This window comes from Candidatus Nitrosotalea sinensis (assembly GCF_900143675.1).
GTDB classification, from domain to species: Archaea; Thermoproteota; Nitrososphaeria; order Nitrososphaerales; family Nitrosopumilaceae; genus Nitrosotalea; species Nitrosotalea sinensis.
The window spans coordinates 111,310-123,046 of record NZ_FRFC01000003.1; the positions used below are offsets into that span (position 1 = coordinate 111,310).

Consider the following 11,737-nt stretch of genomic DNA (forward strand, 5'->3'; position numbering starts at 1 on the left):
CAGGAAGTTTAATTATAGTATAAAATTTTCTATTGTATTATTGAAAATTCCAATAAATGCACCAATCATCGAGAAAGATGAGATAAATGAAGTAAGTTCTGTATTGACTGAAAAATCTCTTACATCTGCAGCAAATGCTGGCGGAAAACGAGTGCAAGAATTTGAAAATCTTTTAGCTTCATATGTCAAGTCAAAGTATGCTATTGCGGTAAATTCAGGAACTGCCGCATTACAAGCTGCACTCTATGCTCTTGATGTAAAGCAGGGAGATGAAGTCTTGATACCATCTTTTACATTTGTAGCAACTGCCAACTCGATTTTATCAGTTGGAGCAAAGCCTGTGTTTGTTGACATCCGGCCAGAAAACTATACCATGGACCCCATTGATCTCAAAAAGAAGATCACAAAAAAATCTAAAGTAATAATGCCAGTACACTTGTACGGAAATTTTTCATACATGGATGAAATTTCTGAAATCGCAGACAAGCATAATCTAGAGATAGTTGAAGATGCATGCCAATCTCTGGGAACCACCTATAAGAAGAAACAATCAGGAACATTTTCAAAAATGGGATGTTTTAGCATGTATGCTGCCAAAGTTATGACTTCTGGAGAAGGAGGTGCAATTGTTACAGATGATAAAAACATCTTTGAAAAATTGCGCAAGATACGAAATCACGGAATGCTTCATGGTTATGACACAAGAATACTTGGATTGAATCTCCGACTGCCTGAAATCTGTGCAGCTATAGCCAAAGTACAGATGAAAAAACTTCCAAAATTCTTAGAAAAGAGAAAAAGAAATGCTACCATTCTCAATGAGCTCTTATCTGATCTTAACATAATTCTGCCTCAAGAGAGAGACAACGTTGAAGTAAATTGGTATCTCTATACAATTGCAACAAAAAATCGTAATAAGCTGATAAAACAACTAAACTCACAAGGAATAGGTGCAACTGCATACTATCCAATACCTGTTCACGAGACTCCCTTTTACAAAAAAGACATCAAACTTCCTCTCACAGAATGGGCTGCCAAATCAGTTCTTAGTCTGCCAGTAAATCCGCTTGTTACAGAAAATAACTTGCATCATATATCTAAGGTGCTACATAAAATCATCAAATGAATCTGATTGAGGAAATTGCAGGAGAAATATGCAAAATTATACTTCCAATAGAGGAAGAAGTATTTTTTGGTAATTCTAAATCTAACATTGCCATTTGTACTCTATCCAGCATCACATTGTTGCAAGACATTTCCAAATCCCCTATCATAAATGATGTTGCAATAGTTGGAAGATTATTATCTGAGAATAAGGGAATTGATGCACTTGTAAGATCTATGTTGTCAAACAAAAAAATTGATACATTGATACTTTATGGCAAAGAAGTACTTGGACACAAATCTGGAGACTCACTTATCTGTCTTCATAAAAATGGTATTGATGAAAATCACAGAATCATGGGTTCATCAAGTCCACATCCAATTTTAACACTTACAAAAAAACAAGTATTAGAATTTCAAAACCAAGTAAAAATTATCAACAAAATAGGTGAAACTAGTATCTCAAAATTGACAGGCATTGTTGAATCCTTAAAGAAAACTCAGTAACCATCTAACTGTCTCTGCTTGTTTATCTGATTCTTTTTTTGATATTCTTTTAAAATATCCTCTGGAGTCATGTTTAGCTCAAGAGATGCTTGAACTACAAAGTGCCAAATATCTATCAGTTCTTCACGTGCTGCTGCCTCATTAAATGGAGTAGGTTTTTTCCACCACTTCCAATTTGTATTCATTTGAAGTTCAACCGCCTCATGAATTATTGCAGTACACAAGGCAGAGATCTTTCCTTGTGTATCTTTTGGATAACGTTCAAGATTCATCATCTTTTCAAGACTTTTCTGCATGCTGAAAATTGTATCTAGCTTGTCATCCATTGACTTGTTTTTTAATTTGGATATCTATAACCTTTGTCAGAAATGCACCATGGTCTTGTATTTATCAAATCTTTTCTTAATGTCTAATCTCTTTAATCCGGTTATTCCGTATACCCCGTATTTTTCTACTGCAAACGAACCCATGATGTTTCCATATACTGCAGCTTCTCTAATAGTCGACATCTTTGTACTGTTTTTACTAGCTAGATATCCTATCATTCCTCCAGCAAAGGAATCTCCTGCACCTGTTGGATCTACAATATCTTCCATTGAAAATGCAGGTGACGGAAATATAACATCATCATAAAATAGCAAAGAACCATGTTCGCCTTTTTTTATTATTACATACCTCGTGCCCCATTCCATGATCTTTTTTGCAGCCTTGATCAGGTTGTGGGTCTTTGTAAGCAATTTTGCTTCCTCATCATTGATAACAACAGAATCTACTGCCCCCATCATTTTGATAACATCGCTTCGCTTACTTGATATCCAAAATTCTATCGTATCACACATAGAGAACTTGGCATTGCCAAATTCCTTCAAGATTTTTGTATTTTGGACTGGATCGTTATTTGCAAGATATACAAACTCTGACTTGCGATATTCTTCTGGAACAGTTGGTTTGAAATCCTTTAACACATTCAGTTCTGTTTTGTTTGTTGTACGTATGCTCAAAGTTGCATCATAGCTTCCGTCATAATGAAAAGTCTTGCCTTTTGCATGAACTACTCCCTTGGTGTCAACAAAATTATTGAGGATTTTTTGATAGTTTTTTGGAAAGTCTTGCCCTACAACTCCGATAAGTCCAGGCTTGACAAAGAAACTTGCAGATATTGCAGCATATGTTGCAGCTCCTCCTAATGCATTTTTGATAACCTTCCTAGGAGTTCTTATTGTATCGTATGCTATTGAACCAAATACTGTAAGCATACTTTGCTGCTTTTAGGAACCGTGTATAAATTCTCTGGCTTCCTGCTCTGTTGGATAGTATGTGAATGGCACATTGACTGATATGATGGATATTCCATATTTGCTTGTTCCACTCAACTTTACTTTTGGAATGACATCATTGTTACTGTATTTATCCAGAACTGTATTGTCTGCAGTAAATGGGGCAGATGAAGAAATCTTTCCCATGGGTGGTATTACAAGTGGCTGCAAGGTTCCTGTACCTAGATTTTCATCATTGACTGATATAACAAAATCTGTCTGTCCAACATTAATGGGTAATAGTGAGGGATTTTGGAACTGAAGTGTCATGTTGTATAACGAATTATTGTCATTTCTTTGTATTACCTTGCTTTCAAGTATGGAAATGCTCAGATGAGTAGCAGACAAGTATTGAGAATAGGCAAATATCCCTATTGCTGCTACCACGCATATTGCAATTATGATTACTTTTGCGCGTCTTTCCACAACAATGACCTGTCAAATTCCCTTTTAGTAGTATGCAGAAAAAAAATCCAAATAAGTTGTGTAATCTTTTTGATCAGTTTTCTAAGCTACTTAGAGCCAACAAAATAAATCAAGACAATCAGATTGAAAGTTACAATGGCTCGAATTAAGGTAAAATATGGTCAAAATGAAATAGAGATAGATTCAAAGGACTTCTATATTGATAATGAAAGTGTAGAACAAGTAATATGCAATCTTGCTTCATTTGTGAAGGATTCTACAAATAATAACGTTCAGTACGAATACTCCTGTGATCAAGTACCACAAACATCTGGAATACTCCATACGCTTGAGGATGTAGAAGTTCATGAACCAGAATTTGTAAAACCCACGTATATCGGAAAAGACCAAATCAAAAGCAAGCTTGAAGTGCTAATTCGAGATGCATTCTTCGACCAACCAAGAACTGTATCTGAAGTTGTTGCACAACTACGAGAATATGGATGGTCTGCAGTACCACTAGATGTATCCAAAGTACTTACAAACATGGCATTTACACATGAGCTCCAAAAGGATTTGAAGGAAAAACGCAGCTACTATTCCGTAGTAAAACTACTTCAAGTCAACTAGATATTAAATCCACATTTTTCACACGAATCAAATACATCGCCCTCTAGGTGGTCAAAATGTGCTTTGCACTTGAGACATGTATGATGCATGTCATAATATCCATCCTTTTCAATCTCTCCAACACGTTTGGATGAAAGTTCCATGCTCCCGCATTTTATACAATGACATCCACATTGCATGTGATTGACTAATTTTTCACTATTAATATTCTAATTTAAAAACTAGGTTCTAGGTTCTGACTTTCTTGCCTTTTTTCTTGTAATTACAAGCCATGCTATTCCAGCTGCAATAATTCCTCCAATTGCAAGGTAAACCATGGTGCTGTCGTATGTGTTAGGCTGTGTAGGGCCTGATATTACAGCAGAACTGCCTGAATTGGATTCTGAGCTTTGTCCTGGTGCAGCACCTTTAATCTGAATGGTTCCACTCTTGCTAGGCTTGAATCCTATCCATGCATGTGTTGCATTGTTGTGGAACTCTTGGTGCAAAGTTGCGTTACCATTTATTGTAACAGTGTATGGACCAGATAACAAGTCCAATGGCATTATTACGGTAACTGGCATATTTGCCTTGTCTACATCAAATGAATACGTATTCAAGGACTGATCAAATACATAATTTCCAAGTCCTGAAAGAGTTCTTACACCTACTGCATAGTCCTTTCCTGCAACTTGAACACTTTGAGTAGTTGTTGGTTCATTTATGACATATTCTAATGTAAATCCATTTCCATGTTGGCCAAGTCCACGTTCTCCTAGATATACTGGTCTATCATTTGCCCAAATTGTATCAACACCACTTGGGAAATAAAATGCAGTAAAATCGGTATCCTGTGGCTCATAATAGTTCCATTTCCAAACACCATCAGTATTTGTAACTACATTGGCAAGATCATATTTTATCACGGTCATATTTCTCTGAGATGCATTCAAAATAATTGATAATGGTGATTTTTGGATTGAAGCATATTCCACAGATTTGCCGCTGCCATCTGTGACAGTAAGATTTGCCATATTGCCATCTACTAGATCAACCTGAACTGGTGTAAAACCGGTCACAGTGTTATTTACTATGTGTGTGACATGCGCACTACCGTTTTCATCAATGTTTACTTTAATCATTTCATGTGGTGCTGTGCCCATTGACACTTGACCAAATGCTTGCGATCCTGAGAGAACTAATAATATCGGTATGACAAGAAGGCTAAGTAAAATCTTCAATTCTTTTCCTACTCTGATACACTTATGCGAATAATCTTTGCTTCCTGATGTGGACAGTCATTTTTGTCCCTTGGGAGATTGACAATCTTATCTGCCACATCCATTCCTTGTAGGACTTGGCCAAAAACTGTGTATTGTTTGTCTAGGAAGGTGCTATCTGTTGTTACTATGAAAAACTGTGAACCTGCACTATTTGGGTCCATTGCTCTTGCCATGGACACTATACCTCTTAAATGAGAACGAGAATTAAATTCCGCCTTTATGGTATATCCTGGTCCACCCATGCCCCAATTACTCTTGTCTGATTTCTTTGTATTTGGGTCCCCTCCTTGAATCATAAAACCAGGAATTACACGATGAAACAATGTTCCATCATAAAAGTTACTTTTTGCTAATTTTGAGAAATTTCTCACAGTTTCTGGGGCAATATTTGGAAATAATTCTAAGACCATATTACCAAAATTTGTCTCTATAGTTGCCTTTGGCACCTTTTGACAACTGATTTTTAATCATAAGAACTTTTCTCCACTATACTCCATGCATAATGAATTACAATTCTGCAATATTTGATAGTCAGTAAAATAAAAACATTAAACAATAATTTTTCATTTGTAAATTTTTGTTAAATCAATAATCTTGTGATACAAACATGTAATCTTGTTTTTGTGTTACAAGTTATTTTTCAAATATCAAAAATTATTACCAAAAACATAGTAACAGTCTTATATAGAACATCTGGAGATTAAAATTCGTGAATCGTACTACTCAAAGCACAAGCATTAAACAAGCAATCAATGAATTGCTTGACAAAGGCTTTACAGATAAACAAGATATCTACTCTAAAGTAGTAGAAGAACTTGGGGTTCCAAGACCGACAGTAAGACGAGTAGCTAGAGACCTTCGCAACGAACTTCTGCAAAAAATAAAGATCCTACAATCTGAAGTTCCAGAAATGGAGATTGCTCAAGGTAAGACTACTCAAAGCGCAGAATAGCTTTTCCCCTTTTCATTTTTACAAAGTCCTTTTTTATCCTGACAATCTGCATTACTATTTATATTCAACTACCAGTGAGGTAAATTCATGGAACGTCAATATGACATACCAACAATCATGACAACCTGCCTTGCAGTTGCGATGTCTATCATGTATTTCATAATGCCAGCGGCTACACAGCAGATATTCATAGTATTTGCGGCTATCTCATGGTTCCTAGTAGCAATATGCTGGTTGGCCCTTAAGAGTACTCAGTATATGCACAGACTCGAAGGCCACGGCCACGAAGAAAAAAAAAAGCTAACTAGCCATAGTGGCAGTCAGACATTACAAATGACATCAAACCAAATTAGTCAGGCCAAGTCTGAGCTAAATGCAGAACTAGATTCACTGAAAAGCTCCCTTAAGAATAAGGACGAAGAGATTGAAAACCTCAAGTCTGAGATATCTAATCTACATACACTTGTAGAGATTGAAAAATTAAAGGTAGACCTTGCTAACCTGAAGACTTTGGCAGCAAAAGAAAGTGCTAAAAAGAAAAAGTAACTACTTGCAGTGTGGGCAAGAATGTTTACCATGATTTTCTTTACATGATGGACAGCTTATTGCTCCACCATAATGGCAATTACATCTGCATCCATCATTTAGTTTTTCTTCCGATATCAATTGATGTGAATAGATGATGCGTCAACTTAATATTTAACAATACGCAATTTTTGACATGAAGCTGCTAGTTGGTGCAATATTTGGATTCTTCTTACTTTTGCTTCCAAGCGTTACAATTCCTGCATCACAGGGTGCCGAATGGGACCAAAAGCTAGTACCTGAAGATAATGTTGTACTACAAAAGAATGTGATCTCAATGCATATTCCAAATGATAGCAAGTTACCATTTGCTGCAGTATGGGGAACAGTACAAAATCCTGCACCAGGATATCCTGTTGTAATTCAGATATACAAAGATGGAAAACCAGTTTACTTTGCACAAACTGATGTAAAAAGTGATGGTTCTTATGAAAAATATTTCAGAGTGCTATCTATTGACAATGGCAAAGCCATCCACATCTTCCAAGGCGATTATACCGTAGACATCTACAAAGCTGTGTTAAAGTCTACTACTGGATCAACATCAACGTAATTCTCGTTTTCAAATAGAACCGGGCTCGGAGGGCTTCGATCCCTCGACCTGTAACTTAGGAGGCTACCGCGCTATCCATGTTTCGCGTCTATAAGACTCTGCGCCACGAGCCCAAAAAATCCACACCTGGTATGCATTTAAGCGTAATCTAGATTTGAGATGATCATTTGCCGAATCTGTTGCCAGTTAGGATCATTAGAATTATTCCACTTTTCATAAAACACAACATCTTTCAAACCAAGCCTAGGCAACCAACCAGCACTTTCCAAATCTGGCTTGTCTGCAAAATTCGAAACATGTCCAAGACAAAGGTATGCTACAGGAACTACATGTTCAGGAATCTCAAGAATTTTCTTGAGATCATCATTTGAAAGTATGCTAACCCAACCAACTCCTATTCCTTCTGTTCTTGCTGCAAGCCAAAGATTTTGTATTGCACAACAAACGCTATAGATCCCAGTCTCTGGAATACTAGATCGTCCTATTACAAATGGACCAAATTTTGTAGGATCATATGTAACGCATATGTTTACATCGCAATCCAAAATTCCTTGAAGCCTAAGTGACAAATATTTTGATCTCTTTGGATCTTCAACAAGAGTTGAGGAGCGAGTTCGCTCCCTATCAAATGAATCTTTAACTTGTTTTCGTGTCTCATTGTTTCTTACTAGGATGAAATTCCATGGTTGCGAAAACCCGACAGATGGTGCATGATGAGCAGCATTGAGTATCTTTGTAAGTATTTTCTCATCAATAGGATCTGAAGTAAAATGAGATCTAACATCTCTTCTTGAAAATACTGCCTTGTAAAAGCCATCCTTCTCCTCTGGTGAAAAATCACCAATCATATGATAATCCTCTGTTGCATTGCATATTATTCTTGTTTTCCACTATTACTGTTATGGTTATTGCCATAAAATGCAAGCATCTATTTTCTTAAACGTTAATAACGTCTAAAGTAAGCCCGAATCCTATCGGGCCGGTAGTCTAGTCTGGTTAGGATACCTCCCTGACACGGAGGTGGTCGAGAGTTCAAATCTCTCCCGGCCCATTCTTTTTATTTAATGCCGTTGAGTGGAATCTATGATAAAATTTACCATAAAAGAATCAGAATTTCTAAAAGAAAATGAAGGATGCAGAATAGCTACATGTGCAAATGATGTACCACACATAGCTCCAGTCTCATATTATTTTGAAGATGGATTTTTCTATTTTGCAACTGATTATGACACAAAAAAATATGCAAATCTAAAAAAGAATAACAAAATTGCGATCACTGTAGATCACTACTTGCCGGGAAAACACAAGGCCGTAGTTGTGCAAGGAACAGCCACACTAATTGATAATGGACCGCAATTCAAACGTCTGTATGAAATATTTTTCAAAAAATTTGCCTGGGTCAGAGAAAATCCATGGAAAGAAGATGAAGCACCATTTGTAAAGATTAGTCCTAAAACCAAAACAAGTTGGGGACTAGGCTAGCCGAAATTCAAATCAAAGTCTTTGATGACTGCTGTCAAGAATGATTCAATAGTTATCTGTCCTTTGACTTCATATTTTACAGGTTGATTGGTTGTAATATCTGAATATTGTTTAGCAATCTGTCCACTATTTACAAGATCAAATGTTGTGGGCAATGTCAAGGTACTATTTGCAAAAAGTGCAGGTCTTCCAGCCTCTGGTATGTCTTCTGTAGTAAAGTGACCTTCTCCTATGTTAACACCATTTGCGTATAGCTGATAATTGATCGTTGATACAGTTAATACAATTGTTGTGGGATTTTGTAGATTGAATCTAACATCAAGATGTGCACGTTTGTCCAGCTTGTTTTCATCAAGTACTGTGATACTATCAATGCTTACTATTACTTTGTTAAGGTCACCCTGGAAAGAATTTGCATAAACATAGAAAAATAACATCATTGCTCCAAGGCCTGCAAAGCATGCTATTATGACTAGTCTTCCCTTGCTTATCAAATCTAAAAGCTACCTGGCCTTTTGAATTAAAAAACCTTCGTCATATGAAAATAGTATTATTTGTTGATATTCCAACCAGTGTAATGCTAATTGCTGACGCACTCATAATGTGGGCTCATCTTCTAGCTGCATCAATTTGGGTTGGTGGTTCAATATTCATTGGCATAGTTCTTGCACCTCTTCTAAAGACAATTTCCGATTCTGTGGAGGGAAGACTGTCTATAATGATCCGGGTTGGGCGCAAATTTAACAAAATCGGTGTCCCGTCCCTTATAGTACTGATAGTGACTGGAATTTACAATTCTGCTGGAGTAATTACCAAGCCATCCATGATACTTGATACTAACTACGGGATAGTCCTTCTCATCAAGGTACTACTTGTAATTGCATTGATAATCATATTTGCAATACATGTACGACTTATTCGAGGTGAGGTAGAACGAAAAATAGAATCAAAAGAACTTTCAGGCGATGCCCTTCAAAAATTACGCTCAAAAATTATAACACTAGGAAGACTTACAGTAATAATTTCAATTCTGATATTATTGATGGCTGCACTTTTACATGCAGGTGTCTGAGATCCCTGCAATTCTAACTTCAAAGCCATTATCAAGTTTCCCTATTCCATATTTGCAACCAGTCATTTTTGACGCAACAAACAGATTTGTTTCCAAATGTTTTGTAATGCTTCTAACTCTGTACACTGAAGTATCTTTTACAAGTGAAAGTGGAACAACTAGCATGTCTGAAAGAAATCTGTCAACCCCTAAATTTTCTTCCACAAATTTTTCCGCAACAAATTTACCAAGACCATTCAAACTCTTTTGATATATTCCATCATAACCCGTAACAGAATCTGCATCATGGGAAAATATCAAAATTGAACATCCTTTGTCTTGAGCATTTTCTTCTCTTATTGTAAATTCACAATCAAATCCATTTGCAACAAGAACATCTTTTGCATCCTGTACTTGGTTTTCTATTTCTTGCCTTGGTATATGTGAGTAAGTGCACAAAAGACTAGCATTTCTGGTCTTCCTGTGAAGAAGTGATGTAGAATGTAAAGCAGTGCATGGATGTATCTGCACTTTAACCAGCCCGCCTCCTTTTGGATAATACCCTCTTCTTTTTACCTCAAGATCAAAATTAATCCCAACTCTTGACATGGCATTACCAAAAACATGTTTTGTGTAATCCATGGTAGGACTAAAGGGAACATCGGTGCCTCCAATAATTGATAATTTCAGACTTTTTCTCATAAGAGAAACTGCAGGAATCAAAACTTGCAAGATAAGCGAGATGCTTCCAGCAGTACCAACATCTTCCTGCAGATCCAGATCTAATCCATGTGAAGGAGAAAATTTCAATGAAGTTGAATTTACCTGAAGGCCTTCCACCTTGGCTTGACAAATCTTTGACAAAATTTTCACACCAAGAAGATGTTGTGGTCTTAGACCTGGAACTTTTCTGTTTTTTCTAATATTTTCTATCTCAACTGGTTTTCCTGTGACTGCGGACAAGGTAACTGCACTTCGGATTATCTGTCCGCCTCCTTCGCCAAATCCTCCGTCTATTCTTATTGGTTCCATGACTAGTTGCTTTATTGTAGAATCTAATTAACTATGGTTATGTAATTCATAAATATTCAAGATGTGTTAAAAGACAAATCTTGTCAGATAAAACATCAGTTCATACAGCATCTATAATAGATCAATTTACAAAGCAAGCAAACCCATTTGCTAAAAAACAGGGACACTCCGATGAAAGAGCATTCAAGCTCATGTATGATCTTACCCAAGTTACTAACACTGATTCTGTATTGGATGTAGCATGTGGCCCAGGTCTTGTATCATGCGCATTTGCTAAAATTGCAAAGCATGTTACTGGAATAGACATTACACCAGCAATGATAGAGAAAGCAAAACTTCTACAACATGAAAGACTGTTGAATAATTTGACATGGAATATTGGAAACGCTTCTCCACTTGTTTTTCCAGATGAATTATTTTCTCTAGTAATTACAAGATATAGTTTTCATCATTTTCTAGAACCGGAGAAAGTTTTGTCAGAAATGATACGAGTATGCAAGCGTGGGGGTAGGATAGCGGTAATTGATGTTACTCCCAGACCTGAAAAGGCACTTGCATATGATCACATTGAAAAACTTCGTGATCCCTCTCATGTGAGAGCTATACCATTTGATGAATTACTAGACATGGTAAAAAAATTTGGATTGACAAATATCTCAGCTGCATTTTATCGTCTTGAATCTGAACTTGAAGAACAACTTGCTGCATCATTTCCAAATCCTGGAGATGATCAAAAGATTCGTAATCTTATCCAAAATGATCTTGGAATTGATAAGATGGATCTCAAATGTTATACAAAAGATGAAATGACATACTTTTCTTATCCTACATCCATCATTGTAGCCTACAAACCCTAAA

The 11,737-nt window shown here is 36.5% G+C and carries 18 protein-coding genes and 2 tRNA genes; 10 read left to right on the forward strand and 10 right to left on the reverse strand.

The features are described from left to right. Window positions 1-40: 40 nt before the first annotated feature. Complete coding sequence (locus NSIN_RS02150) at window positions 41-1,126, forward strand: DegT/DnrJ/EryC1/StrS family aminotransferase (protein WP_101009183.1); 1,086 nt, start codon at window positions 41-43, stop codon at window positions 1,124-1,126. Further along, on the forward strand, window positions 1,123-1,611 hold the full coding sequence (locus NSIN_RS02155; protein WP_101009184.1) for a tetrahydromethanopterin S-methyltransferase subunit A: 489 nt from the start codon (window positions 1,123-1,125) through the stop codon (window positions 1,609-1,611). The genes NSIN_RS02150 and NSIN_RS02155 overlap by 4 nt, the downstream gene beginning before the upstream one ends. On the opposite strand, the gene NSIN_RS02160 is transcribed toward NSIN_RS02155, so the two are convergent. Genes NSIN_RS02160 through NSIN_RS02170 form a run of 3 tightly spaced genes read right to left on the reverse strand, consistent with a single transcriptional unit; the run spans window position 1,605 to window position 3,353 of the window. Next, on the reverse strand, window positions 1,605-1,937 hold the full coding sequence (locus NSIN_RS02160; RefSeq protein ID WP_101009185.1) for a dUTPase: 333 nt from the start codon (window positions 1,935-1,937) through the stop codon (window positions 1,605-1,607). The two genes, NSIN_RS02155 and NSIN_RS02160, sit on opposite strands and share 7 nt — an antisense overlap. A 36-nt stretch (window positions 1,938-1,973) precedes the next feature. Next, complete coding sequence (locus tag NSIN_RS02165) at window positions 1,974-2,867, reverse strand: PfkB family carbohydrate kinase (protein ID WP_101009186.1); 894 nt, start codon at window positions 2,865-2,867, stop codon at window positions 1,974-1,976. A gap of 12 nt (window positions 2,868-2,879) precedes the next feature. Next, the gene (locus NSIN_RS02170) at window positions 2,880-3,353 is read right to left on the reverse strand and encodes a hypothetical protein (protein ID WP_101009187.1); all 474 of its coding nucleotides are present in this window, start codon (window positions 3,351-3,353) and stop codon (window positions 2,880-2,882) included. Window positions 3,354-3,488: 135 nt separating this feature from the next. Between NSIN_RS02170 and NSIN_RS02175 the strand changes: the two genes are divergently transcribed. Then, a complete protein-coding gene (locus tag NSIN_RS02175) occupies window positions 3,489-3,962 on the forward strand; it encodes a hypothetical protein (RefSeq protein WP_101009963.1) in 474 nt (157 codons plus the stop codon). Here NSIN_RS02175 and NSIN_RS02180 read toward each other — a convergent pair. The 3 genes from NSIN_RS02180 to NSIN_RS02190 all read right to left on the reverse strand — a co-directional run bounded on the left by NSIN_RS02180 (window position 3,959) and on the right by NSIN_RS02190 (window position 5,670). Beyond that, a complete protein-coding gene (locus tag NSIN_RS02180) occupies window positions 3,959-4,105 on the reverse strand; it encodes a hypothetical protein (protein WP_245871876.1) in 147 nt (48 codons plus the stop codon). The genes NSIN_RS02175 and NSIN_RS02180 overlap by 4 nt on opposite strands. A gap of 78 nt (window positions 4,106-4,183) precedes the next feature. Beyond that, on the reverse strand, window positions 4,184-5,182 hold the full coding sequence (locus NSIN_RS02185) for a hypothetical protein (RefSeq protein WP_101009189.1): 999 nt from the start codon (window positions 5,180-5,182) through the stop codon (window positions 4,184-4,186). A gap of 8 nt (window positions 5,183-5,190) precedes the next feature. Further along, window positions 5,191-5,670: a peptidylprolyl isomerase gene (locus tag NSIN_RS02190; RefSeq protein ID WP_101009190.1), complete on the reverse strand. Its 480-nt coding sequence runs from the start codon at window positions 5,668-5,670 to the stop codon at window positions 5,191-5,193. 263 nt (window positions 5,671-5,933) lie between these two features. On the opposite strand from NSIN_RS02190, the gene NSIN_RS02195 reads away from it, so the two are divergent. From NSIN_RS02195 to NSIN_RS02205, 3 genes are all read left to right on the forward strand, one after another. Beyond that, the gene (locus NSIN_RS02195; protein ID WP_101009191.1) at window positions 5,934-6,176 is read left to right on the forward strand and encodes a hypothetical protein; all 243 of its coding nucleotides are present in this window, start codon (window positions 5,934-5,936) and stop codon (window positions 6,174-6,176) included. A gap of 87 nt (window positions 6,177-6,263) precedes the next feature. Next, window positions 6,264-6,722, forward strand: a complete 459-nt coding sequence (locus NSIN_RS02200) for a hypothetical protein (protein ID WP_101009192.1) — start codon at window positions 6,264-6,266, stop codon at window positions 6,720-6,722. 175 nt (window positions 6,723-6,897) lie between these two features. After that, window positions 6,898-7,314, forward strand: a complete 417-nt coding sequence (locus NSIN_RS02205; RefSeq protein WP_101009193.1) for a hypothetical protein — start codon at window positions 6,898-6,900, stop codon at window positions 7,312-7,314. A 20-nt stretch (window positions 7,315-7,334) separates the two neighbouring features. On the opposite strand, the gene NSIN_RS09390 is transcribed toward NSIN_RS02205, so the two are convergent. Next, a tRNA-Arg gene (locus tag NSIN_RS09390) sits at window positions 7,335-7,427 on the reverse strand. A gap of 24 nt (window positions 7,428-7,451) precedes the next feature. Then, window positions 7,452-8,162, reverse strand: a complete 711-nt coding sequence (gene bluB / locus NSIN_RS02210; RefSeq protein ID WP_101009194.1) for a 5,6-dimethylbenzimidazole synthase — start codon at window positions 8,160-8,162, stop codon at window positions 7,452-7,454. A 128-nt stretch (window positions 8,163-8,290) separates the two neighbouring features. On the opposite strand from bluB, the gene NSIN_RS02215 reads away from it, so the two are divergent. Continuing rightward, window positions 8,291-8,365: transfer RNA gene (locus NSIN_RS02215), tRNA-Val, on the forward strand. Window positions 8,366-8,397: 32 nt separating this feature from the next. Beyond that, window positions 8,398-8,796, forward strand: coding sequence for a pyridoxamine 5'-phosphate oxidase family protein (locus tag NSIN_RS02220; protein ID WP_101009195.1), 399 nt, complete (start codon window positions 8,398-8,400; stop codon window positions 8,794-8,796). Here the strand turns inward: NSIN_RS02220 and NSIN_RS02225 are convergent. Beyond that, the gene (locus NSIN_RS02225) at window positions 8,793-9,290 is read right to left on the reverse strand and encodes an LEA type 2 family protein (RefSeq protein WP_101009196.1); all 498 of its coding nucleotides are present in this window, start codon (window positions 9,288-9,290) and stop codon (window positions 8,793-8,795) included. The two genes, NSIN_RS02220 and NSIN_RS02225, sit on opposite strands and share 4 nt — an antisense overlap. Before the next feature lie 83 nt (window positions 9,291-9,373). On the opposite strand from NSIN_RS02225, the gene NSIN_RS02230 reads away from it, so the two are divergent. Further along, window positions 9,374-9,868, forward strand: coding sequence for a CopD family protein (locus NSIN_RS02230; protein WP_101009965.1), 495 nt, complete (start codon window positions 9,374-9,376; stop codon window positions 9,866-9,868). Here NSIN_RS02230 and rtcA read toward each other — a convergent pair. Continuing rightward, window positions 9,851-10,879 carry an RNA 3'-terminal phosphate cyclase gene (gene rtcA, locus NSIN_RS02235; RefSeq protein ID WP_101009197.1) on the reverse strand — a complete coding sequence of 343 codons (1,029 nt, stop codon included), beginning with the start codon at window positions 10,877-10,879 and terminating at the stop codon, window positions 9,851-9,853. The genes NSIN_RS02230 and rtcA overlap by 18 nt on opposite strands. An 80-nt stretch (window positions 10,880-10,959) precedes the next feature. On the opposite strand from rtcA, the gene NSIN_RS02240 reads away from it, so the two are divergent. Then, a complete protein-coding gene (locus tag NSIN_RS02240; RefSeq protein ID WP_245871877.1) occupies window positions 10,960-11,736 on the forward strand; it encodes a class I SAM-dependent methyltransferase in 777 nt (258 codons plus the stop codon). Window position 11,737: the final 1 nt, after the last annotated feature.